The sequence below is a fragment of the Litoreibacter sp. GN1-5 genome, assembly GCF_055693805.1.
Map to the genome: position 1 here is coordinate 2,600,600 of NZ_JBVFUP010000001.1, position 23,025 is coordinate 2,623,624.

Annotated in this window: 28 protein-coding genes and 3 pseudogenes; 16 read left to right on the forward strand and 15 right to left on the reverse strand. The window is 55.0% G+C overall.

The window, feature by feature from the left end:
* The first annotated feature begins 101 nt into the window (after nt 1-101).
* Nucleotides 102-848, forward strand: a complete 747-nt coding sequence (locus ACZ1HF_RS12945; protein ID WP_472657902.1) for a response regulator — start codon at nt 102-104, stop codon at nt 846-848.
* On the opposite strand, the gene ACZ1HF_RS12950 is transcribed toward ACZ1HF_RS12945, so the two are convergent.
* The 7 genes from ACZ1HF_RS12950 to ACZ1HF_RS12980 form a co-directional block, all read right to left on the reverse strand.
* On the reverse strand, nt 845-2,398 hold the full coding sequence (locus tag ACZ1HF_RS12950; RefSeq protein ID WP_472657903.1) for a PAS domain S-box protein: 1,554 nt from the start codon (nt 2,396-2,398) through the stop codon (nt 845-847). The two genes, ACZ1HF_RS12945 and ACZ1HF_RS12950, sit on opposite strands and share 4 nt — an antisense overlap.
* A 679-nt stretch (nt 2,399-3,077) precedes the next feature.
* Entirely contained in the window at nt 3,078-3,419 is a 342-nt protein-coding gene (locus tag ACZ1HF_RS12955) for a VOC family protein (protein WP_472657904.1), read from the reverse strand.
* 16 nt (nt 3,420-3,435) lie between these two features.
* Complete coding sequence (locus ACZ1HF_RS12960; RefSeq protein ID WP_472657905.1) at nt 3,436-3,894, reverse strand: SRPBCC domain-containing protein; 459 nt, start codon at nt 3,892-3,894, stop codon at nt 3,436-3,438.
* Nucleotides 3,895-3,898: 4 nt separating this feature from the next.
* Nucleotides 3,899-4,222, reverse strand: coding sequence for an ArsR/SmtB family transcription factor (locus ACZ1HF_RS12965; protein WP_472657906.1), 324 nt, complete (start codon nt 4,220-4,222; stop codon nt 3,899-3,901).
* A gap of 196 nt (nt 4,223-4,418) precedes the next feature.
* The gene (locus ACZ1HF_RS12970) at nt 4,419-5,099 is read right to left on the reverse strand and encodes a DNA alkylation repair protein (protein ID WP_472657907.1); all 681 of its coding nucleotides are present in this window, start codon (nt 5,097-5,099) and stop codon (nt 4,419-4,421) included.
* A gap of 6 nt (nt 5,100-5,105) precedes the next feature.
* Nucleotides 5,106-5,576, reverse strand: coding sequence for a VOC family protein (locus ACZ1HF_RS12975; protein ID WP_472657908.1), 471 nt, complete (start codon nt 5,574-5,576; stop codon nt 5,106-5,108).
* Nucleotides 5,566-6,213: a TetR/AcrR family transcriptional regulator gene (locus tag ACZ1HF_RS12980; protein ID WP_472657909.1), complete on the reverse strand. Its 648-nt coding sequence runs from the start codon at nt 6,211-6,213 to the stop codon at nt 5,566-5,568. Before ACZ1HF_RS12980 ends, ACZ1HF_RS12975 begins: the two co-directional genes overlap by 11 nt.
* Before the next feature lie 274 nt (nt 6,214-6,487).
* Between ACZ1HF_RS12980 and ACZ1HF_RS12985 the strand changes: the two genes are divergently transcribed.
* Together ACZ1HF_RS12985 and ACZ1HF_RS12990 are read left to right on the forward strand one after the other, a co-directional pair.
* Complete coding sequence (locus tag ACZ1HF_RS12985) at nt 6,488-6,766, forward strand: ArsR/SmtB family transcription factor (RefSeq protein ID WP_472657910.1); 279 nt, start codon at nt 6,488-6,490, stop codon at nt 6,764-6,766.
* Nucleotides 6,763-7,230, forward strand: a complete 468-nt coding sequence (locus ACZ1HF_RS12990; protein ID WP_472657911.1) for an SRPBCC family protein — start codon at nt 6,763-6,765, stop codon at nt 7,228-7,230. The genes ACZ1HF_RS12985 and ACZ1HF_RS12990 overlap by 4 nt, the downstream gene beginning before the upstream one ends.
* A 129-nt stretch (nt 7,231-7,359) precedes the next feature.
* Here the strand turns inward: ACZ1HF_RS12990 and ACZ1HF_RS12995 are convergent, their stop codons facing one another.
* The 6 genes and pseudogenes from ACZ1HF_RS12995 to ACZ1HF_RS13020 all read right to left on the reverse strand — a co-directional run bounded on the left by ACZ1HF_RS12995 (nt 7,360) and on the right by ACZ1HF_RS13020 (nt 10,301).
* The gene (locus tag ACZ1HF_RS12995) at nt 7,360-7,710 is read right to left on the reverse strand and encodes a RidA family protein (RefSeq protein ID WP_472657912.1); all 351 of its coding nucleotides are present in this window, start codon (nt 7,708-7,710) and stop codon (nt 7,360-7,362) included.
* 53 nt (nt 7,711-7,763) lie between these two features.
* Nucleotides 7,764-8,708, reverse strand: coding sequence for an IS110 family RNA-guided transposase (locus ACZ1HF_RS13000; protein ID WP_472657913.1), 945 nt, complete (start codon nt 8,706-8,708; stop codon nt 7,764-7,766).
* A 291-nt stretch (nt 8,709-8,999) separates the two neighbouring features.
* Complete coding sequence (locus ACZ1HF_RS13005; RefSeq protein WP_472657914.1) at nt 9,000-9,461, reverse strand: GNAT family N-acetyltransferase; 462 nt, start codon at nt 9,459-9,461, stop codon at nt 9,000-9,002.
* A 4-nt stretch (nt 9,462-9,465) separates the two neighbouring features.
* Nucleotides 9,466-9,591 carry a DUF6958 family protein gene (locus ACZ1HF_RS13010; RefSeq protein WP_472657915.1) on the reverse strand — a complete coding sequence of 42 codons (126 nt, stop codon included), beginning with the start codon at nt 9,589-9,591 and terminating at the stop codon, nt 9,466-9,468.
* 25 nt (nt 9,592-9,616) lie between these two features.
* A pseudogene (locus tag ACZ1HF_RS13015) lies at nt 9,617-9,784 on the reverse strand (DUF6958 family protein); the annotation flags it as partial.
* Entirely contained in the window at nt 9,765-10,301 is a 537-nt protein-coding gene (locus ACZ1HF_RS13020) for a GFA family protein (RefSeq protein ID WP_472657916.1), read from the reverse strand. The pseudogene ACZ1HF_RS13015 and the gene ACZ1HF_RS13020, both read right to left, overlap by 20 nt.
* A gap of 58 nt (nt 10,302-10,359) precedes the next feature.
* On the opposite strand from ACZ1HF_RS13020, the gene ACZ1HF_RS13025 reads away from it, so the two are divergent.
* On the forward strand, nt 10,360-11,040 hold the full coding sequence (locus ACZ1HF_RS13025) for a TetR/AcrR family transcriptional regulator (protein ID WP_472657917.1): 681 nt from the start codon (nt 10,360-10,362) through the stop codon (nt 11,038-11,040).
* 98 nt (nt 11,041-11,138) lie between these two features.
* On the opposite strand, the gene ACZ1HF_RS13030 is transcribed toward ACZ1HF_RS13025, so the two are convergent.
* Complete coding sequence (locus ACZ1HF_RS13030; RefSeq protein ID WP_472657918.1) at nt 11,139-11,468, reverse strand: aminotransferase class IV; 330 nt, start codon at nt 11,466-11,468, stop codon at nt 11,139-11,141.
* 17 nt (nt 11,469-11,485) lie between these two features.
* Between ACZ1HF_RS13030 and ACZ1HF_RS13035 the strand changes: the two genes are divergently transcribed.
* The 12 genes and pseudogenes from ACZ1HF_RS13035 to ACZ1HF_RS13090 all read left to right on the forward strand — a co-directional run.
* Nucleotides 11,486-12,304, forward strand: a complete 819-nt coding sequence (locus ACZ1HF_RS13035; protein WP_472659044.1) for a hypothetical protein — start codon at nt 11,486-11,488, stop codon at nt 12,302-12,304.
* Nucleotides 12,305-12,719: 415 nt separating this feature from the next.
* A pseudogene (locus ACZ1HF_RS13040) lies at nt 12,720-12,935 on the forward strand (DUF1348 family protein); the annotation flags it as partial.
* Between the two features lie 109 nt (nt 12,936-13,044).
* The gene (locus ACZ1HF_RS13045; protein WP_472657919.1) at nt 13,045-13,326 is read left to right on the forward strand and encodes a helix-turn-helix transcriptional regulator; all 282 of its coding nucleotides are present in this window, start codon (nt 13,045-13,047) and stop codon (nt 13,324-13,326) included.
* 17 nt (nt 13,327-13,343) lie between these two features.
* On the forward strand, nt 13,344-14,435 hold the full coding sequence (locus ACZ1HF_RS13050; protein WP_472657920.1) for a replication initiator protein A: 1,092 nt from the start codon (nt 13,344-13,346) through the stop codon (nt 14,433-14,435).
* Between the two features lie 35 nt (nt 14,436-14,470).
* Nucleotides 14,471-14,953, forward strand: coding sequence for a DUF2840 domain-containing protein (locus tag ACZ1HF_RS13055; RefSeq protein ID WP_472659045.1), 483 nt, complete (start codon nt 14,471-14,473; stop codon nt 14,951-14,953).
* Complete coding sequence (locus tag ACZ1HF_RS13060; RefSeq protein ID WP_472657921.1) at nt 14,950-15,495, forward strand: S26 family signal peptidase; 546 nt, start codon at nt 14,950-14,952, stop codon at nt 15,493-15,495. Before ACZ1HF_RS13055 ends, ACZ1HF_RS13060 begins: the two co-directional genes overlap by 4 nt.
* 44 nt (nt 15,496-15,539) lie before the next feature.
* Nucleotides 15,540-15,878 (forward strand): DUF736 domain-containing protein, encoded by a 339-nt coding sequence (locus ACZ1HF_RS13065; protein ID WP_472657922.1) that lies wholly within the window; start codon nt 15,540-15,542, stop codon nt 15,876-15,878.
* A gap of 4 nt (nt 15,879-15,882) precedes the next feature.
* Nucleotides 15,883-16,641, forward strand: a complete 759-nt coding sequence (locus ACZ1HF_RS13070; RefSeq protein ID WP_472657923.1) for a lytic transglycosylase domain-containing protein — start codon at nt 15,883-15,885, stop codon at nt 16,639-16,641.
* Between the two features lie 244 nt (nt 16,642-16,885).
* On the forward strand, nt 16,886-18,625 hold the full coding sequence (locus ACZ1HF_RS13075; protein ID WP_472657924.1) for a relaxase/mobilization nuclease domain-containing protein: 1,740 nt from the start codon (nt 16,886-16,888) through the stop codon (nt 18,623-18,625).
* A 34-nt stretch (nt 18,626-18,659) separates the two neighbouring features.
* On the forward strand, nt 18,660-20,645 hold the full coding sequence (locus tag ACZ1HF_RS13080; protein ID WP_472657925.1) for a conjugal transfer protein TraG: 1,986 nt from the start codon (nt 18,660-18,662) through the stop codon (nt 20,643-20,645).
* Nucleotides 20,646-20,655: 10 nt separating this feature from the next.
* On the forward strand, nt 20,656-21,081 hold the full coding sequence (locus ACZ1HF_RS13085; RefSeq protein WP_472657926.1) for a CopG family transcriptional regulator: 426 nt from the start codon (nt 20,656-20,658) through the stop codon (nt 21,079-21,081).
* A gap of 125 nt (nt 21,082-21,206) precedes the next feature.
* Nucleotides 21,207-21,416: pseudogene (locus tag ACZ1HF_RS13090) on the forward strand (IS110 family transposase); the annotation flags it as partial.
* A gap of 158 nt (nt 21,417-21,574) precedes the next feature.
* Here the strand turns inward: ACZ1HF_RS13090 and ACZ1HF_RS13095 are convergent.
* Nucleotides 21,575-22,462 carry a LysR family transcriptional regulator gene (locus ACZ1HF_RS13095; protein WP_472657927.1) on the reverse strand — a complete coding sequence of 296 codons (888 nt, stop codon included), beginning with the start codon at nt 22,460-22,462 and terminating at the stop codon, nt 21,575-21,577.
* Nucleotides 22,463-23,025 lie beyond the last annotated feature (563 nt).

Here is a 23,025-nt window from a genome sequence, read left to right on the forward strand (position 1 = left end):
AACGTAAAGTTTTGTAATCTTTTGCTATTCAAGCGGTTCTCTGTAACAAATCAGGCAGGGCATGTCAGACCGTGCGACCAATTTTCTGTGGGGGCATGTCGATGAGTTCAGGCACAATTCTGATCGTAGATGATGAACCGAAGGTGCGGTTGCTTCTGCGCAAGTGTTTGGAAAGTGATGGCTTCAACGTCATCGAAGCCGAAGACGAAGCGGGATGTCTAGCGGAACTCGAAACGCAGGATGTTCAGCTTGTTACCCTTGATGTTCAGCTGGGAGACGACAGCGGGCTCGAAGTTGCAAAAAAAATTCGTCAGCAATCTGATGTGCCAATCATCATGGTGACGGGGCGTAGTGATGTGATCGACCGCGTTGTTGGACTTGAGATCGGTGCCGACGACTATATCACCAAACCGTTTCATGTGCGCGAAGTCTTGGCACGTGTTCGGTCCGTCATCCGCCGCACTCGTGAAACAACGGATACGCAACCAGAAGCACCCGAAATCCACAAGCCAGACTCTGGAACACAAAGAGTGACCTTTGATGAGATGACGGCCTATCTTGATCGTTTCGAATTACTGGACCGCGACGGCACGCAAGTCGAGATGACCAGCGGCGACTTCCGACTGCTGGCAGTCTTTTTGGACAGCCCAAAGCGTATGCTCTCGCGAGATCGGATCATGGACTTGTTGCATGGTATAGAGTGGTCACCGCTGGACCGCACGATTGACAATCATGTGGCGCGGTTGCGCAAGAAAATCGAACGCGATCCAGCTTCACCAGTCTTGATCAAAACCGTGCGTGGTATTGGCTACATGTTCGCCATGGATGTGCAGCGCACCGAAGGCTAGCTTCCCTCAAGCGCTCCACTTATGGCCTCGGCCAATGCGGCTTGGCGATAGGGCTTGCGCAGGAGTTTTAGATTGCGCGCTGACAGCTTATCGCTGTTCATCAGTTCTTCAGCATAGCCAGAGGTGAGCAACACATTGATGTCAGGGTGGTTCTCCTGAACGTGTTGGGCCACCTCATACCCGGACATCCCGCCGGGCATGACCAAATCGGTAAACACGAGATCGATATCAGTGTGTTCCGCGAGGACCTGAAGGGCTGCTGGTCCATGCATAGCTTCCAGCACATGATATCCCAATGCCTCAAGCCGCCCTCTTGTCAGCCGGCGCACGCGCTCGTCATCTTCAACCACGAGGATCGTGCCGCCGGTTGCAGATTTGAGAACAGGTTCGACTTCTTTCTTTTCGGGCATGGCTGATGCATCCTGATAACGTGGGAGATAAAGGTTGATGGTCGTGCCGGTTCCCAATTCACTGTAGACTGTCACGTGGCCGCCTGACTGCTTGCCGAAGCCATAGACCATCGACAGTCCCAATCCTGTGCCTTCACCCACATCTTTCGTGGTATAGAATGGTTCAAACACGCGCCGAATGACATCCGCAGGCATGCCCGTTCCAGTGTCCGTCACCGAAATCTGCACGTAATCATCCGGGCTCAATTCCAACTCGTCTGCAATGAGGTCTTCGTCCAATGTCATGTTGCGGGTTTCAACAATCAACCGGCCGCCATCGGGCATCGCATCGCGTGCATTGACGGCCAGATTGACGATCGCACTTTCAAATTGCGTTGGGTCGACTTTTACGGACCAAGGATCATCAATAAGCACCGTCGTTAGCTCAATGGTCGCGCCCAATGTACGCTGCAACATGTCTGTCAGGCCGCTGATGAGCCCATTCAATTCAACAACATGGGGCTCAAGCGGACTGCGTCGGGCAAAGGACAGCAACCGTTCGGTCAGGCGCGCGCCCAGTTCGGCGGCCTCCATTGCTTCATTGAGCAAGTCAGCGTGTTCAAACTCGCCCATCTGGATTTCCATCAACTCCAGATTGCCTACAATGACGGTCAAGAGATTATTGAAGTCATGAGCGACGCCACCGGTCAGTTGGCCAATCGCATCCATTTTCTGGACCTGAAGCAATGCTTGCTCAGCATCCTTACGCGCCGTCAGGTCGTGAATGATCCCGGTGTAATATTTTTCGCCATTCTCCGTAAATTCCCCAACCGATAGGTGCATCGGAAAGATCGTACCGTCTTTGCGTTTGCCGGTAACCTCGCGTCCAATGCCGATGATCTTGCGGTGGCCGGTTGTATTGTAGTTATGCAGGTATTCATCGTGCTTGTGCCGGTGTTCATCAGGCATCAGGAACTTCACGTTCTTCCCAACAAAGTCTTCAACGTCATACAGAAACAAGCCGGCAGCGGCCTGGTTCACCGTCTCGATAATCCCGTCGTGGCGAATAATAATGATGGCATCGACGGCCGACGACAGGATCGCCTGAAGACTGGCTTCAAGCGTACCAACGCGTTCTCGTGGCTCAGATTTGTTTTGCACATGCACCCCCGGACCAGATCGCCTTCTTGACCCCTTCCAATAAGATCAGCAAGAACGCTGATTGGCAACGACATCAGTTTGGTATGCATTCCGCCCATTCCAGAGCGGACATTGGTGCGATTGCAGCGAAAGCTCGCTGTGTCCGGATACTGTTGAAAAACTCCGTTTTTGGCTCTGATTGATGAAATTTCCCGCCGTACAGGCCGACCAGCTTTTGGTGGCGAGGGGTTCGGCCAAACTTGCCTTTCGCCAATCATGTGTCAGCTCTCGCCGCCTCATGAACGATCTCATCTGACTTCTTGGTATGATGGGCTTCTGCTCGAAAATTGCGAAATCTGAATTTTGGAGTTTTTCAACACAATCTCCGTGTCTCGTTGGTTCGACCAAGTTGCGGCGAAAGCGCGGTCTTTGATCGGGTGAAATCGACACACATCAACGACCGGTTTGGCGACATGCACTGCGTTGCAGCGCTAGGAGTGCCGCGCGTGCGAATGTATGCTGCGTCAGCGAAGTAGCAAAATCCAATGTCGGCAAAGTCCCGCGTCTTACCAGTTCGTGCGTGGCGCGGTGAACGACGGCGTCGCCCGAACCTGCCCTTAATGACTGGAGCGGCGAAAGTGCCGGAAGAGCCCAAAGTACAGGATGCTGCGGACGGCACGAATGGCCAGTTTCCGGCCCATCATTTGCTTGGTTCGGCCAAGACAATGACATTTCCGTCCGGATCGCGCATTTGGGCAATGGTCGCTATATCGCCGGTGCTGGTCTCACCTGTCTCAATGCCAACAGCATGAAGCCGCCTCAGTTCTGAGGTGATATCGTCGACAATCAATGTCATGCATCCATGCCCTGCGTCATGCTCATTCTCTACAAGTTGAAAGCCCGCGTTGCCCGCGTGGTGCCATTCATTTAGGCCAGCCATCGGGCTTGCGTCAGGTGATCGTCCAAACAGTCGCGTTAACCACAAGGTGCTTCGCTCCATGTCAGTGCAACTCAGTTGTGCAAATATCTTCACAAGCGGCATATCAGTTCTCTCCTCGTTAGGCGTCCACCGTTACATGCTGCTCCAGATTAGCGAGGGCTTGGGTGTAGCCTTCTCGATGACCACCAACAGCGTCAGCACCGACAAAGGACGTGATCTGGTCGGTCAAAGTCAGCGCCGTCTTGTTGTCGCCAATGGGCTTCAGATCGAAGGTGATCAACGCGACTGTCAGGACTTGATTTCCATCCCAAAGCTCTTCCGTGAACGTAATTTGACGGTCGGGCGTGACGCAATGGTAGATCACTTTCAGCGTCCATCGCAGGTCGCCCTTACCACCGCACCTCCCCGTCTCGTGCCCTCCTGTTCGCACATCCGAACTGTCGATCTTAACCTCTGCGGTAGGCGATGGTGTTGACCATTGCTCCCGTACCCGTGTGTCGATGTAGGCTGCAAATAGCCGGGAGGGCGGGGCGTCAAACTCCCTCTCGAAAACGAGTGTTTCGTGATGAATATCCATACGATCAGCCTTTCCCATTGCCTTCAACATGGGCGGCAAGATTATCGAGCCGCGCTTCCCACATTCTTTGACGCTGCGCGAACCATCCATGAAGGTCGCGCATCGTAGGTGCTTGGATGAAGCAGGTCCGAACACGGCCATTCTTCTCGCTCGAAATCAACCCAGCCCCTTCCAGCACACGCAGATGCTTGGTGAAGGCTGGCAGGGCCATATCATGTGGTCCGGCCAGTTCACTGACGGAGGCGGGGCCTTTCAGCAATTGCTCGACCACTGCAAGGCGGGTGGCGTCACCCAGGGCGTGAAAAGTGTGATGTAAATGCTTATCCATTTGGTTAAGTTATTACCAAGTGTTGTAGATGGCAAGACACTTAACCAAATAGATTAGTATGTGCGTGCATGGCGCACTGACCGATTTATCCTGTATTGGGACGCAAACTTGAAAACCGACATTGGGCCAGCTTCCGCTTGGTCCCGCGCCTCCGACCTTGCCCTAAGCCCCAACGAACAATTAATATCATGCTAGCTCAATTGGCTCTTAATCTCTCCAGTAACGCTTCATCATCTAACTTCTTGAGAGCTTGCCGCCCTATCCAATTGGCCGTTTTGTCATCCATGTCTGTCAGATCGGTTGCGAACTGAACCGCCGTGCGATTGAGCGCATAGTTGCGTTTCCCGGCGGCACGAAGCGCCATGTCGATGGCTTTTTTGACAAGTGGACGTTCATCAATGGCCGCCTCGCGCATCAAAGGGAAAGTCGCTTCAAACGCGGCGTTTGACGCCGATTTGTCATGGAAGGCCAGTGCCCAGACCAATGCAAAGCTGGCACGCCGCACAAATTCTTCATGGCCGGGGGCCCATTGATGCACCTTGTCCCATGCGAAGGCCGTTCGGTCGAACAGGTCAAAGCACGCCGTGTCACAGATCGCCCAATTGTCGAAGTCGCTGCACCAACCGTCCGCCTGTTTAGGTGTCAGCCGGTCAGGTTCTGCCAGAAAGACAGCCATCGTACGCGCCTCGTACCGACCATCTTTCCACAGTTGCAGTGCGAGGTCATGGTCACGATCAAGGGTCCTAGCATAGCGTTTCATGTCTCCCATGCGGACCCCAACGGCGCGTTCATTGGGAATACCATACCGTAGCAGCCCCGCCTTGGTTTCCGCACTACTATTGTCTTGCAGCCACGATATGATTTGTTCGGCTTTCATCGATGATCAGGCCGCGTTGAACGCAGCTTCGAGCGTTCCAATCTCGATCTTGCTCATTTCCATCATCGCAGCTTGCGCACGTCCAGCGGCTGCCTGATCTTCCGCCCCCAGCATGTCGGACAGCGCCCTTGGAACGATCTGCCACGAGACACCAAACCGATCTACCAGCCAGCCACAGCGACCTTCTTCCCCACCATCGGAGGTCAATGCGTCCCATAGCTGATCAGTTTCGGTTTGATCGACTGTCATGACGGAAATCGATGCAGCAGGCGTTTGCTTGAATTGAGGGCCACCATTGAGAATTTGATACGGCGTCCCTGCAAGAGTGAAATCGACAACGATGGCGTCTCCATCCGGCTCCACTCGGACGACGTTTTCAATCTCACTGTTTGGGATCAGGGCGATGTAGGCATTTGCTGCTGCCTCCCCATTGCTCTCAAACCATAGACAGGTTCTGACCTTGTGTTCATTTGGCATGTCTTGCGTCCTCCGTTGCTTTGGGGTGAAAGAGTAGTTCCAGATATCGTTTCAAGTGGTCGAGGCTTTCGACAGCGGCAGCGCTATTGTTCGTGGCCTTCGCCACAACAAAAGAACCCTGGATGACGGCTTGGATATGTGTGGCTAGGCCAATTGGGGTCCAATCAACGTCCAGCGCCGACTGACTGATCGCCTCCGCAATATCAGCCTCTAGTGTTTCTGCATGGCCTATAATACTTGCACCACAGGCATCGCGAATAGCCGGATAGCTTTCGAAGATTTCCTGAGCCATTGTGCCGACCAAACAGGTGAATGCGGCCAGATCACCTTGAATGATGGCTTTGCGAAAATCGACATATGCGATGAGTCGATCTGCCGGGTCTGCCGCGTCATGATAAGGTGCAGTACGGAAGATGTCTGAAGTGACTGCGGACCAATGATCTGCAGCAGCCACGCCGACATCTTCCTTGCTCTTGAAATGATGAAAGTAGGCTCCTTTGCTCACACCAGCTCGCTTGCAAAGGTCGTCTACGCTTGTGGCCGAAAACCCCTTCTGGCGAATTGCATCCATTGCGGCATTCAGAAGCCTTGTGCGGGCGTCACCACTTTCAGGCTGATATTTTGTGGGTCTTGGCATAGTTTCAAAATACCGACTATACGGTATGTATGTCAATCCACATCAAAAGCCATTTGGCGAAGAAACCGGGGCGAACGCATCCATACGTCACCTGCCCATGGCTATCCTTGGGTGATTTCAAACCCATGTACTTGAGTGGATTTATCGCAAACAGTTAGGAAATTACCTAAGTCTTATTGACAGCTTTCCACCCGGAATGTTACTTAGGGATATGTCTAAGTATGATTCGAACCTTGATCTTTGCTTTTCCGCTCTCGGTGATCCGACGCGGCGCTTGATCCTGCAACGCCTTGCGCGGGGCCAGGCCAGCGTCAGCGAATTGGCTGAACCGCACGACATGGCGCTGCCGTCCTTCATGGAACACCTGAAGAAGCTGGAAGCGGCTGGCCTCATTAAATCGGAAAAGAAGGGCAGAACTCGCACCTGCGAACTTGCTCCCGATGCTTTCGTGCCCGCCAAAGACTGGCTGAGCGAGCAAAGCGCGATCTGGGATGCACGGCTCGACCGTCTGGACGATTATATCACCAACTTGATGAAGGACCGTAACAAATGAAACTCAATCCTGAAACCGACCTGACCTTCACCCGCACGATCAATGCGCCGCGTTCCTTGCTTTGGGAATGCTGGACGACACCCAAACACATAGAGAATTTCTTCGTACCGAAACCGCATTCCATTGACGATTGCGAAATTGACCTGCGGGTCGGCGGTCGTTTCAATACCGTGATGAATGTTGACGGTAAAAAGATGGCAAACGAGGGTGTTTATCTTGAGGTCCAGGAAGGCAAGCGGCTGGTGTTCACTGACACCTACAGCGAAGGTTGGAAGCCCGCCGCCGATCCGTTCATGACCGCTATTATCGAGTTTGAAGATGATGGGAACGGCGGGACTACATATACCGCGACCGCACGGCACCGTACATCTGAAGCCCGTCAATCGCACGAAGGTATGGGGTTCTTTGATGGGTGGGGAACGGTTGCTACCCAACTTGAAGAATACGCGCAAAACCTCAGCTAAGCTGGCTGACGCTTTTCTAGGTTAGAAATGCACGACGTTTGGGCCAATATTTCCTGACAGATCGACGCGGCGGGATTCAGAGAATCCGCCGCGTTAAGTCAAAGATGCGCGACTTTCCACGCCTCTCGGTCAGATAACCTTTGCCGTCACCACGATCTCAATCAGACATCCTTCATCCAGATCAACGCCAACACACGCGCGTTGCGGCCAGTTCTCTTCTGGCCCGATCCAATCAATCCAGATTGTATCCATTTCCGGCTTTAGTTTTACGTCGCTGAGATAGACGGTCACCTGCAGCAACCCCGCTTTTCCGCTCCCCGCTTTTTCGAGGATGCGGTTGAGTTCATCGAGCGTATTCTGCGTCTGCGTTAGAATTCCGTCTGAGCCCTGTGGATCAGTCGCAACGGCATAAACAGTTCCATCCGATACAACCGCTTCGCATCGGCCCAAACCCTCATACGAAAATCTTTTTGTGGCCATCTTCAAATCCCCCGTTTCGCATCAGCCTAGTGCACTATGAGTATCCGTCTTGGTCAAGTCGTGTTTGGTAGCCATTCTCGATCTGCTTTGACTAAGGCATTTGCAAGTTCGATGAGTTTTCGCATGACTGCTGTGAGGGCAACCTTTTTTGGTTTCCCTTGATCAATCATAGCTTTGTATTTGTCGCGCATTTGCGGGTTGTGTTTTGTGGCTACAAGAGCAGGCATGTAGAGCGCATCGCGCAGTGGTTTTCGCCCTCCTTGGATGCGTGCTTTGCCATGCCACTTTCCTGATTGTTGGGTCATAGGAGCAAGTCCAGTGAGGCTTGCCGCCTTCTTCTTCCGAAGACAGCCGATCTCTGGCATCTCAATCAGAATGGTTGATGCGGCCACTTCACCAATGCCGGGTATCGACCTTAAGATGGTGTTGGCTCGGGCACGGCTTGGGCAGCCTTGCAGCCTTTCGTTAATTTCGTGTTGCAGTGCTTTGAGTTGCCGCGTCAGCTGGTCAATCCGCGCTTTGGTTTGCCGCTTAACGAGCGCAAGAGTTTGTGTTTGCAGACGATTTAACAAACGGGTGCGGTCCTTGATTAAGCCCGCGCGCGCGCTGAACAACTCTCTAAGATCAAACTGTTCTCTATCGACAGGGTGATCTGGTTCCAAGAACAAAGCGTTTCCAAAGCTGGCAAGCATGCGTGCGTCCACAGAATCCGTTTTGACCCTTGTCCCGCATGCCTGCGCGAACCGACGCGCCTGCAAAGGATTGACCTTCACCAATGGGAACTTCCCCGAGAATGCGCGCTCAAAACCCCTGTGATACGGACCTGTCGCCTCGACCACGACGCGGGTGGGCATATCGCGACCCAACCATGCCGATAGCGCTCGGAACCCAGCACGAGCGTTGGGAAAGGTCGCTGTGCGCCCATCGCTCAGCCGATGCGCATCAAGGGAATCTTTAGAAATATCAATACCTATGCTATCATCCGTCATCATCGTCATGTCCTATGCTTGTCATGCAAGCCCACAAAAACTGGCTTGCGTATCCGTTCAGGCCTCATGCGAAGACGGCGGCTGATCGTACTCACAAACGGTCCATCACGACCAAGCCCAAAGCGATCCAGCCGCCACCACTGCCCATCAAAAAACGATCTGATGCGCACTGGTTCAATCTTCGCAGATCGATATGGAAAACATAAGACAAGCTGGAACGTCTAACCGCTACACGAATTGAGCAGCGCATCAACAAGGTTGTTCTGGTCCATTGGCGGAACAACATGTGATTTGGAGCCGTCAGTCGATATCCTTCCGATAGACGGTGAACTTGGTGTCTTTCGCCACCCGGTCGTAAAGACCGCGCGCTGGCTGATTGCTTTCGTGCGTATGCCAATAGATGTCGCGAACTCCACGTTCGCGGCATATGTCGGCAATGCCGGACATCAGCATGCGCCCAACACCGCGACCTCGTGCCTCGCCCGTCGTGAAGAGGTCTTGCATATAACAAGTTTCGGCAATTTGGATCATGTTGCGGTGAAAGATGAAGTGACTGAGCCCAACGAGCTTGCCGTCCAATTCGGCTACCAAACCATAAACGGGTTCAGCTTCGTCCAGCAGCCGCAACCAGATTGTTTCAACGATTTCACCAGACAGCGCCGTGTCACCTTCACGACCATAGAACGCGTTGTAGGCTGCCCAAAGGCTTTGCCACTCTGGCTTGTCAGCTTGTTCGACTTGGCGAATGACAGGCTCAGTCATCAAGCTACATCTTACAGCGATAAAGTCGAACGGGTTTTATTGACCCTCTCGCAATCAGCCCCTTGGCTTCCAAGTCCAATTGGACAGCCTTGAGCCACCAGCCAGCCTTTCGCACCGCCCGGAAACACATCTTCTGAAAGATGCTCAAGCAGCGCTGCTTTCGCCTCGGCGACCGTGATTCCAGGAGCTGTGTTTGGCAACGCAGGTAGAAGTGCTTCACGCATGGCCATGTATTTGACGCGATCAACGCGTTCCGTCCGATGTGGCGATGTGATGCTCTCGATTTCAATCTTGCTATCGGTCTCAGACATGAAGGTCTCCATCAATGACAATTTGGGGATTGCGGAAACCCATTCTGACCCATGCGCCAAAGAGCCGGGCGTAGAACGACAACGAATGCTGCTTCAGGTTTGGAACATCGTTGGGCAGACCCTCGGCGTTTGCAAGATCACCTGTCATCGTGCGCATTTCCAGCTTTGGCAAAGCGTCCTCGGGCCACAACTTTCCATAGAGGCTAAGCCAATGACCGCCTTTCATCTCCATGAATACCGGCGTGTTGCAGCATGTGGCGACCACGCGCCGGGTACCTGCATCCGATGACAGGCGATACTCTCTCAATCGATCTGCACCGGTTAGAAACTGAACGCGGTCCTTGCGGTGCATGACGAATGGCGTCGCCCCCTTCTCGTCCACAATGCGCGATGCGTTTGGCAACGTCATCATGACTTCGCCCGCTTTCCGGCAACTGTTACAAAGGCACTCCACGGTCGCAATGTGCGGCCCGTCAACTTCTAAGGTTACTTGCCCGCAAGCGCAGCCTACTCTTTGGAGTGTCGTCATCAGGTAATCCTCGAATCTTCGTGAATTAGACTGGACCGTCCAGTTTGATCTGTCAAGAATGCGTGCTAAGTCGTTTGTCGAACAAGTCAAAGGCCCAACGATGTCGAATGGAGCAGCCACCCGCGTCCGCCGAAGTCGCGAGAAAATCCTTGCGGCGGCCGAGGCCGTGTTTTTGCAGCACGGGTTTCTTGGCACCAATATGGATGTTGTCGCCGAAAAAGCGGGTGTGTCCAAGCAAACCGTATATGCACATTTCAAATCGAAAGAGTCGCTGTTTATCGAGGTCGTGGAGGCCATGACCAGTGGTGCTGCGGAAGAAATCGGCGAGGATATTGAAGATGTCTTTGGGGAACGAAGGGTAGAGGATTACCTGCGCGAGGTTGCCATCGACCAACTGACAGTCGTTCTGACGCCGCGCCTGATGCAACTCCGCCGAATGGTCATTGGAGAAGTCGAGCGGTTTCCTGAACTGGGAAAGTCTCTGTATATCAACGGGCCGATGCGATCCATCAAACGGCTCACGCGGGCATGCGATCACTTCACGAGCGTTGGCCAATTGAACACGCCAGACCCCGAGGTGGCCGCAACCCAATTCAACTGGATCGTCATGGGTGCGCCGACAAACGCAGCGATGTTCTTGGGCGACAAGGGGATACCCCGAGCAAGCCAACTCCGCGCGCATGGACAGGAAGCAGTTCGGATATTTCTTTGCGCTTATGGCGTGCAATCGCTTTTTTGACGTCTTTCTGTGAGATGATATGACCAAGATCACCCTGACCACGTTCGAATGAAGTCAGAATTCGTCGTCATAATTGGCTCTCGAACGGTTTGCGTAAGTTACATGGAAACATCATGCGCGAAGTCCGAGTACGCCTTTATCAGGGATGTCCCTATCGGCCCCACACCAAGCTCGCGATCAGCGATCCGCCTGCACGGATGGACGCGGGCATGGTTGCCGGTAGAAATCACTTCATCGGCGGCTGAGAGTTCTTCCGGCATGATTGTTCGTTCGACGACTTCATGACCCAGATCGCGCAGCAACATAATAGATCGAGCACGAGTGATCCCTGAGAGAAGCATACCGTTGGCTGCTGGCGTGTGCACAGCTCCATCGGACACAAAGAACAAGTTCTGCATGGTAAATTCGGCAACCGCCCCATGTACCAAACTCGCTCGTCACCGGTATCGAGAGGTTTGAGCCGGAACAGAACGGGCGAACTCTTCTGCTTGGCTGGAGCGAAGAGTTCAAAGTTTTTGCTGGTTTCGATGTTCAGCGCCGACTTGGCAAGTTGGGAGCATCTCCGTCGATTCAAATCACGGCAAAAACGTTGAAGGCAGGACTTGAGAACGGCGCTTCGTTACAAGATAAAACAAAGGATGAATTTGCTGCAGCGCTTCAACCGGAACGGCTCGGTCGCTACGTTCAGCATCTGAGTGCAGCTCATAGAGGTGATTTGAATCCGGTTTTGGCACCGGAAGGCAATCTTGCTTCGGATCCACTTGCTTCCGAAATAGCTCGTATTGGCTCTGAAGCGAAAGGCTTTGATCTTACATCTGACAGTGCATCCGATCTTCGCTCAGAAATTCTTGCTGGTGTGGCAGATCTGTTGGCTGGTTTCGATCTTGATGGGGAACGCGCTCCTGCACAAATCGGCCACAATAGGCCACCGGGACCGGTCGAAGACCCGGAGGACGTTCTCACAGAAGTCGAGGCGGCAGCCAGGACTATCAAAGAAGAGCTTGAGGACGATGAGCCGGATGTCCGGCGAGTCGCAAAGTCCGGATCGCTTCTTGCTTGGATGGGCAGGGTGTTGCTCGTCATGAAGAAAGAAGCTGGGCAAATCGTTGATAAGGGCAAGGATATTGCCCGTGAGCATGCTGTGAAAGCTATCGTCGGCACGGCTGGAACAACTGTCGCGCTTAACGCAGGCGAGATGATTGATATGCTGCGGCGTGTCGGAATGACGGTCTTACAATGGCTCCAACAAATCTCGATCTTTTAATCCAAAAAAAATGACAATTCAGGATTGTCCAAGTTATCCATTGGACCGCTGATCGAGTAACTCTATTTTACTTGAATGTCTGGATAAGGGTCGGAATAATTGTATCGGAGATGCTACCTCGCTCCTATGCGGCTGCGCAAAATAGCAAGTTGAGATGGCTGCGCACCCCCGCAACCATCTCAACTTGCGATGCAAGGTCATGAACATCGGCGGCACTCACCGGGCGACCGTCATGCGTTCGCAAGTTCTGATTTGAGCGCCCTCCCGCAACCAAAAAACGCCGCTAACTCAATGAGTTGGCGGCGTTTTGGTTTTCAGAGCCCATATCGCGTTGAAAATCCGGAATCATATCGGAATCAGACTACAGGGAGTTATAGCGCAGAATCGCGTACGCTCGTCGTTAAAGCCGAAGGCTGTCGAAGCTCGCTATGCGTATGAGTGGCGCGACGACAGCGGCAACTGGTTCCGTTCGTATGGCAATGAAAACTGGGAATTCAATGAAGACGGGTTGATGGCCAACCGCTTCGCTAGCATCAACGATTTGCCAATCACCGAAGACGATCGCAAGTTCCGCTGGCCACAGGGCCGTCGGCCCGATGACCATCCTGGCCTTTCAGATCTTGGACTATAGTCAGCGCAATCCTAACTTCCCCATCCCCCTGCGCGGCTTTGCTTCGCCATCGTGACCGTTGTCCGCCACTCCCTGCGAGTGGCCTCAACGCCCCCACGGAGGCCCGATCATGCCCGCAAACACTGCCGACCTACCGCCACGCTACTTGAGAACGCCGGAAGCAGCTCGCTTCTTAAGCTTGTCCGGCCGCACACTTGAAAAACATCGCACCTACGGTACCGGCCCCGCCTATCGCAAGCTTGGCGGGCGCGTCGTCTACTCCATTGATGACCTGCAAGCTTGGGCTGATCGCGGCGCTGTGACATCGACCTCCGATCCGCGCGGATCGGTTCTTCCCGCTAAACGCCATGACGATGAGACGCTTGCTGCTTCCGGCGGCGAGACTCGCTGAGCTTGCTTGGCCCCACCATGATGATGAAACAACCCACACAATCCGAACGCACCCAATTGGAAACTTTCCACGCCAGCGGTAGCAATCTCGCAGCCCGCGATGCGCAGGATTTGATGGCTTATCCCTTCTTCAGTCTGTCCAAATCGCATCGGGTCAAGTCAATCGACTACGAAGTCGCCGACGTGGTCATCCGGGTTGAGGCGGTCCCCGAACACGGTATGGCGACGATCTGGGATGCCGACATTCTGATCTGGGCGGCCAGCCAACTTGTCGCGGCACGAGACGCAGGGCTGCGTACGTCGAGACTGATGGCCGCAACGCCCTATGAGATTCTCAACTTCATCGGGCGCGGCGTCAGTGCCCGCGACTATCAGCGCCTTAAAGCAGCACTTGATCGGCTGCAATCGACCACCGTAGCGACGACGATCCGCCAGCCCGCATCCGGGCGTCGACATCGCTTTTCCTGGATCAACGAATGGGTTGAACGCACGGACTATCGTGGCCGACCCGCCGGGATCGAACTCATCGTTCCAGATTGGTTCTACAGCGCCGTCCTTGATGACGCTCTCATCCTCACCATCGACCGCGCCTATTTCTCCCTGACAGGTGGTTTTGACCGGTGGCTCTACCGGATCGTGCGCAAACATGGCGGTCGTCAACGGCGCGGCTGGCGGTTCGAATTCCGACATCTCTATCTAAAATCCGGAAGCCTATCGCCGTTCAAGCGCTTTGCTTTTGAGTTGCGCGATATTGTCCGCCGCCAACCGCTTCCTGGATACACCCTCTCGATTGAGGCGGAGATCGGCGGCAAGACATTGCTAGCCTTCGTGCCCGCGTCCTGTGGAAAAGCTGTTGACGCGCTCGTGCTATCAGGAACCCGACCTATCGTGCCATCGGGAACCCAAGGCTCGTGCTATCGGGAACCAAAATCGGGGTTAACCTCCGAAGACAAACGCGAAAATCGCCCCCTTAACTTAGAGTCTAACACAGAATCTAACTTTTGTAGGGCGCGTGGACATGTGGAAAACACCCCCGAGACGCGCGCTTCTGGCGCTGATGCAGACTGCGATAAGCATCCTGCTGGCAGCCATCCGGGCGCCAGATCATGACCAGTCCCGCGACACCAAAACGACAGATTGACCGAATGCCGACGACAGGCTCAGTCGATACGCTCACCCAAGTTGAGCTGATTTGGACCGAGAAGAAGATCGAACATTGGATCCGCTTCGGCGAAGGCGCCGGAGAACGGATTCTCGACCGACACCGCCGTATCGTCAGCTTCGCGCCGGGCAGCATCTTCGCGTTCGTCCGCTGGGCGTCCAACGATTATGGCACAATCCTGTCGCGGATCGACATTGCACGGGCAGTTGACCCCCATGAACCACACCAAACGCTGCCGTTCGTGCGACCCGGCGGCGACATTCTCCTGACCATTCAAGGCTGGCACAAGGTCGAACGCGTGCTGCAGATCATCGACGCTGTCGAAGCGCTCGGGATCAATCCTGTCGACGTCGCGCCTAATCATTGGCGGCATGTGCACAATCGTCTGACCGCGCGCCATAAGCCGCGCGTCTACACGCATACCCGTCATCGTGCCTGGCTCAAGCGTCGGAGGGCAACTCCATGAAGCGCCCAACGTGGACATTCATTGGTGCTGCCGCAATTGCCGTCATCGCGCTGCCAGCCTTCGTCGAATTCCCAAAAGCCCTGATCTGGAACGCAAGCCCGTCCGTGCCAATCGGACTCTATCGCGTGGTGCCCACTGACCGACTTAAGGTACCCAACCTCGTCGCGGTGGACGCGCCCGAACCGCTCAAAAGCTTCGCGGCCGAGCGTGGCTATCTGCCTCCTAACATCCCGCTTCTAAAGCGTATTGCTGCGCTGCCAGGACAAACCGTCTGCCGTATTGATCGCGCCATCGTTGTTGATGGCATCCAGATCGGCGCGGCGCTTGCTCATGATCGGTTCGGGCGCCTGATGCCTGTCTGGCAGGGCTGCAGACGCATCGCCAATGACAAAATCTTCCTCATGAACTGGGACGTCGAGAACAGCCTCGATGGAAGATATTTCGGCCCGATCTCCGTCAGCTCGATCATCGGCTCGGCCGTTCCGCTGTGGACCGATGAGGACGGCAGCGACCGTTACCGATGGCGCGTCAGCAAAGAATAGCTGCGCGTCAAACACCCACCAACGCCAGATGAAAGGATACTCCCATGGCACATATCGGACACTTCACCCGCGCCAGAGACGGCTATCACGGCCATCTCAAAACGCTCACGCTTGACGCAGAACTAACAATCGTTCCAGCTGAGCGCGCTGATACGGAGAATGCGCCAGACTATCGCGTCCATATCGGCAGCGACGAGCGTGCGCTCGAAGTCGGTGCCGGCTGGAAACGCATTGGCGAGAAGGCCGGTAATTACGTCTCACTGCTGATCGACGATCCGGCTATGCCGCATCCGATCCACGCCAACCTGTTCCACTCGGTTAGCGAAGAAAGCATCTATCTGCTGACCTGGAACCGGCCTCCCAAGCGCCGCAATCAGGGATGAGACGATGTACACCTCAACCCATAGAGCGGCTTCCGGGCGACAGCGTGCGTTTCGACTGGCTGCCCTTCTTCTCCTTTCCGGCCTGCTGTCCAGTGCCGCTTTGCCGACGGTTTCTGTCGCTCAAAACGCAGCGAGCGAGCATCCAGCCATCGACCTCTATGCCACCCATATCGCCGAGGCATCGGATCGCTTCGAAGTTCCGGAACGCTGGATTCGCGCCGTGATGCAGGTTGAAAGCGCAGGCCGGGTGCGCGCGGTCTCCAGTGCGGGGGCAATGGGACTGATGCAGATCATGCCCGATACCTGGGCCGAACTGCGCGTCCGCTATCGGTTGGGCCGCGACCCCTTCGATCCGCGCGCCAATATACTCGGCGGTACGGCCTATCTGCGCGAGATGTACGACCGCTTCGGATCGCCTGGCTTCCTCGCGGCGTACAATGCCGGTCCATGGCGCTATAAAGATCATCTTGCCAACGGAAGCGCCCTGCCCCGCGAGACGCGGCTGTACATGGCGAGGCTGATGCCGGTGCTTGGGATGGTACAGTTGGACAGCTTGAACCCTGTCATTGCCGCACCACCCGACTGGCGCGAAGCACCGCTCTTCGTTTTGCGCCCTGACAGCAATTCGATTACAAATCCGGTGCAGGAAAATCGACGAAGGTCGAGCGCCCCGCTGACATCATCAAGACGTGATGGGAGTACTCAAAACACACAAAACGATGGCGTGTTTGTCGCTCGATCACGCGATGAGAGGACGCCATGATGACCACATCCGCATTTCGCACCTCAGAGAGCAGCAGCGCAGTGTGGCGTATGTTGAAGGGAGTAACAGAAGACAGACGAAGGGGATGGCAGGATAAAGGGCCACACTGTGCGGCCAGGATCGGTTGTGGTTTTTCAAGAAGTTACAGGGTGATTTCGCAAGGCGTGCGAGATGACCGTACATTGCATCACCAGCACTTCAGCAAATATTTCAACGCATTAACGCACTGTGCGGGACATGCACCATGAGCATCGAAGATGAATTCCGCATTCGCCCGGGCCGTATCCGGTCTTCGTCCAGCCAACGGGCGCGGCCCTTCATCGCCCAAGCACTGGCAGCAGCGCGGAAAGCTGGCGGTTCCGTTTCGCGCAAGGGCAAGATCGGCCCGGGCAACCGCTCGCGCTTCGGACACGGTCAGCGGGCCTCGGTGCAAGCCAATCGGCTCATCACGGCGCGCTCACGCGGCGCCGTCGTCAAGGCGCGTATCGTGCGCAACAATGCGCGCAGTGCGCCGCTCGCCACGCATCTGTCCTATCTGCGGCGTGAAGGCGTGACCCGCGATGGTAAGAAGGCAAATCTCTTTGGGCCAGGAGAGGAAGAGATAGATGCCAAGGCATTTGCCGAGCGCTGCGAAGACGACCGACATCATTTCCGCTTCATAATCTCCCCCGATGACGCGGTGGAAATGACGGACCTCAGATCTTTCACCGCCGATCTCACCCACCAGATGGAGACAGATTTGGGCACCAAACTGGATTGGGTCGCCGTCGATCACTGGAACACAGAACATCCACATATCCATCTCATTATGCGCGGCGTCCGCGACGATGGCGAGAATCTCATCATATCGCGAAACTACATCAAGGAGGGCATGCGCGATCGCGCGCGCGACCTGATCACGATGGAGTTGGGTCCATGTACTGATCATGACATCCGTAAAACCATCGAACGTCAGATCGATACCGAGCGCTGGACCAATCTGGATCGACAGCTTTCCCGCGCGGGATATCCTACCGGTATCATCGACCTCGCACCGCAGCCGGGACGACAACCAGATGAAATCCACGCGCTCAAGATCGGTCGCTTGCGCAAGCTGGAGTCCCTCGGCCTCGCCGACCAGATCGAGCCTGGCCAATGGGTGATGGACGAGAGTGCCGAAACGACCCTGCGCGACCTCGGTGCGCGCGGCGACATCATCAAGCGCATCCATCGCGGACTCACGGAGCGCGGGATCGAACGCGGGGCGGCCTCCTATGTCCTGGCGGGTGAAAGCATTGGCGACCCTATCATCGGACGATTGGTTGATCGCGGTCTGGATGATGAGTTGAAAGGCACGGCCTTCGCCGTGGTCGATGGTGTCGATGGCAGGACACATCACATCCGGCTGCCACACATCGATGCCGCCGGAGACAGCGCCCCAGGGTCGATTGTCGAACTGCGTAATTTTGAAGATGCAAAGGGCGGTCGGCGTATTGCGCTTGCCGTTCGCTCCGATCTGTCGATCGCAAGGCAGGTGACGGCGACCGGTGCGACCTGGCTGGACCGGCAGGCCATTGCCCGCGAATCCATGCCGCTTGGTGGGGGTGGGTTCGGTGCCAAAGTCAGCACAGCGCTGGAACGGCGGGCCGAACATCTGATCAATGAAGGCTTGGCGAAGCGACAGGGTCAGCGCGTGATCTTCAATCGCGGCCTGCTCAATACGCTGCGCAACCGTGAACTGGATGCAGTCGGCAAAAAGCTCGCGGACGAGATTGGCCGTCCACACATACCATCGGCAACCGGCGAATATGTTGCTGGCACGTATCAGCGTCGCTTAGCACTGGCATCCGGGCGTTTCGCGATGATCGACGATGGGCTCGGTTTCCAGCTCGTGCCCTGGACGCCGTCCATCGAAAAGCACCTCGGCAAGCACATCTCCGGCATTGCCCGCAGCAATGGCGGTGTGGACTGGACCTTCGGACGCAACCGGGGTCTCGGTCTCTAGCAGCGCCCCTCGCCAGGAAAGAAAGGAAAGGAACATGCAAGCGACGAAAATCCTTTGGGGTCAGATTTTCATCGTGTCGCTGATCGTACTCACCACGACTTGGGCGGCGACGCAGTGGACAGCGCTGCGGCTGGGGTTTCAACCGCAGCTTGGCGAACCCTGGTTCGAGGTTCTTGGCTGGCCCGTTTACTATCCACCAGCGTTCTTTTGGTGGTGGTATGCCTATGATGCGTATGCCCCACCGATTTTTATTGAAGGCGCTGTCATCGCGGCATCGGGCGGCTTTCTCGCGGTGGGTGTTGCGATCTTCTTATCCGTCCTACGCGCCCGCGAGGCGCAGGACGTCGATACCTACGGATCAGCCCGCTGGGCAGCCCGGCGAGATGTCAAAAGTGCTGGGCTGTTCGATCCGGATGGTGTCATACTCGGCAAACTGGATAACGTCTATCTCCGCCACGACGGGCCGGAGCATGTGCTGTGTTTTGCACCAACCCGTTCCGGTAAAGGCGTCGGCCTCGTCATCCCATCGCTGCTGACTTGGCCGGGATCGGCCATCGTCCATGACATCAAAGGCGAGAACTGGCAGCTCACATCCGGCTTTCGCGCGCGGCATGGCCGCGTACTGCTGTTCGACCCCACCAATGCAGACTCATCCGCCTACAATCCATTGCTCGAAGTCCGTCGCGGCGAATGGGAAGTCCGTGACGTACAGAACATTGCCGACATTCTGGTCGATCCGGAAGGCTCGTTGGAAAAACGCAATCACTGGGAAAAAACCAGCCACGCGCTGCTGGTCGGCGCGATCTTGCATGTCCTTTATGCCGAGACCGACAAGACACTTGCTGGCGTCGCCAATTTTCTATCGGATCCCAAATGCAGTATCGAACTGACGCTCAAGGCCATGATGGTCACTGCTCATCTTGGCGAGGCGGGTCCACATCCTGTGATCGCCAGCGCCGCTCGCGAACTTTTAAACAAGTCCGGCAACGAGCGCTCTGGCGTTCTCTCGACCGCGATGTCGTTCCTCGGCCTCTATCGCGATCCGGTGGTCGCCAAGGTGACCCGACGCTGCGATTGGCGCATTGCGGATCTAGTCGAAAACCCGGACCCGGTTACGCTCTACCTCGTCGTACCACCCTCTGACATCAACCGTACAAAGCCGCTGATCCGCCTGATCCTCAACCAGATCGGCCGCCGATTGACCGAAGATTTAGTGGGTCATAACCGACGGCATCGCCTTCTCTTAATGCTGGATGAGTTTCCGGCATTGGGACGTCTCGACTTCTTCGAAAGCGCGCTGGCTTTCATGGCGGGCTACGGGCTCAAAAGTTTCCTGATCGCGCAATCGCTCAATCAGATCGAGAAAGCTTATGGGCCCAACAACGCGATCCTCGACAACTGCCATGTGCGGGTGAGTTTCGCCACCAATGACGAACGTACAGCGAAGCGGGTGTCCGATGCGCTCGGCACCGCTACGGAGCTACGTGCAATGAAGAACTATGCCGGGCACAGGCTATCGCCCTGGCTCGGCCATCTCATGGTGAGCCGACAGGAGACCGCACGGCCCCTGCTCACACCAGGCGAAGTAATGCAACTTCCGCCCAGCGACGAGATTGTCATGGTGGCGGGCACACCGCCAATCCGGGCAAAAAAGGCGCGCTATTTTGAAGACGCCCAATTCCAAGCGCGCATTCTGGCACCATCCGTTCCCAAGATACTGGAGAAGAGACGCAATGACGACTGGAGCGCGCGGCAACAGCCGCCCCGTCCAGACGTTACCGAGCCGGAACCACAATCTGATCAGGACGAAGCGGACGGCGCGCAACACGAAAAACGCAAGCAAGCCGAACTCGATCAAACCCGGCAGCCAGACTTACCCAAACCGATGGACAATGAATTCGAACCTGATCTGAAAGAGTCGTCGATTAACCGCTCTGCGCAATTGCGCATGTTCGACCAGCAGGCCCGTCAAGTCGCGCGACAAGCATCGCTTGATCCCGATGATGGCATTGATTTGTGAGGACACAACAATGAAGCAACGCAAGAAACAGAGCCTATCTGTCTATCTTGACCCGGACATCATGGCAGCGCTTGTCGAATACGCCACTCGCCGAGATCACTCTCGTTCATTGATCGCCGAAGCCGCCATTGCATCATTTCTGTCTCCGGATGCTGCGGAACGGCAGGAGGCCGCAACCACCAAACGTCTCGATCAGATTGACCGCAGGATAACCCGCATGGAACGGGATGTCGGTATCTCTGTCGAGACACTGGCGGTATTCATACGGTTTTGGCTCGCGACAACGCCACCTCTGCCAGAACCGCAACAAGTTGCAGCCAAGGCGCAGGCTGGAAGTCGATACGACAGGTTTGTTGCAGCGCTGGGCAAGCGATTGGCGAAGGGACCGAAGCTGCGGCAGAAGATTTCGGAGGATGTGTTGGGGCAAGAAGAATGATCTTTAGAGTGAATTGCACAACAACATCTCTTGCTTAAACAGACGAGGTGGATGGCTCGCGCTCCCCGGCGTCGTAATGCGTCATAGTGCAGGTGTCAGAATCTGCGATTGAGAGGAGCCGCCCCATGCAAGTTACCACCGTTGGTCTGGATTTGGCCAAGAACATCTTTCACGTGCACGGCGTCACTGATGATGGTGAAGTCGCCTTTAACAGGCCGTCGCGTCGGGCTCAGGTGTTGGCGTTTTTCCAACGTCTTGGCCCCTGTCTTGTTGGCATCGAAGCCTGTGCGTCGAGCCACTATTGGACGCGCGAGCTTTCAAGATTGGGGCATACCCGCTAACGAACGCGTTAGGTCGGGTTCACCGAACGGACACCCCCGCTTGCCGTTTTCACATTTGAAAGGATCCCAGCCAACCTGACAATGGATTAGCGCATATCGCGAGATTAGAGCGATAAGGGAAGCAGGTGTGTGTATGGTTACGGAAGCTTCTATTAAACACCTTTCAGTTCTTTTTTGGCTTCACCGATAGCTTTGACCAAGAAATCGGCGACAACTCGAATTTGCGGTATTTCTATGTTGTCGTCATGCATGATGAGGAAAATGTCTTGGCGTAAATATCCTTTGGGTCCTTCAACACGGACAAGATCTGAATAACCGTCGCCAACAATACAAGGCAGATAAGCTGCACCAAGCCCTGCCAATGCCGCTGATACATGGCCTTGGAGTGAACTTACCCTTACCTTTGGGTTGTTGTGATAAAGTGGGTGGGCCTTCGAGGACATAGCAATGGGTAATTCCTCGTTTCCTTCGGACCAGCCTATGATCCCCAAGTCATCCGCTTTGTCATCCCTGATCACGGTGGTAGATGCATAAAGTGCATGATGGACGGCTCCAACAGTACGGACTTTAAATGCGCCACTTTCGGGCACTGAGAGGCGTATTGCCAGATCAGCCTCTCTGCCATGAAGTGGGATCGATTGCGATCCCGTCAGCAACTCCACTTCAATCAGTGAGTTTCGTTTTATGAAACCTGCCAACCGTGGTAGCAAAATCAGGTTGGCAATGTTTTCACTAACTGCGACACGGACCGTTCCGGAAGGTTCATTACCTTCCGTTTTGATCAAAGATTCCAGTGTGGCAAAATCATGCTCAATCGTTTCGCAGGCTTCTAGGAAATTTCTTCCGTCCTTAGTGAGTACGTAGCCTGCTGGTGTGCGTGCAAAAAGCAACCGACCATGTTCCGCTTCCAGAGTGGACAGACGCCGGGACAAAGTAGCAGGGCTCACCTTTAGCGTGCTCGCCGCTAGGGTTAGGGAGCCAGCTCGGGCGGTTGCGATGAAGCATTTTACATTGTCCCAGCTTATGCCACGCATGGACATCCTCCAACATTGCAGGCTTCGAGCGGTCTACAGAAATGAAAAGGGGGGTTACATCAATAACTGTAGACCCAGATCCGCCAGAAAGCTAAATTTGCTGCAATGCAGCGGAGTAGTGTTTGCTAAGCTACATGGCATTTACTGCCTTAAAATAGGAGTATTTCTGCAAAACAGCAAGGGACAATACTGCATCAGGCAAGCTTGGAGTGCTGCGGTGCAGTATTGAGAGAAATTGAGACCTGTGACCCAGAATAACACCCAACTGGAAGCCATTTCTCTGATCTGAGCCCTTGCTAATTTTGGAATCATCAGGAGAAGAGAAAAGTGGCATTGATCATCAAGGGAATAGGATCCGCTCTCCCTGTGGCTGTACAAAGCAACGATGCTTTGAGCCAAATTCTTGATACCTCAGACGAATGGATCAAGACCCGAACGGGTATCGAACAACGTTGGATTGCTTCGGGTGAGGAATGTACGTCAACGTTAGCTGTTGAAGCAGGTCGGCGAGCACTAGCTTCGGCGGGATGCGCCCACGTTGATTTGGTTTTGGTTGCCACTTGCACACC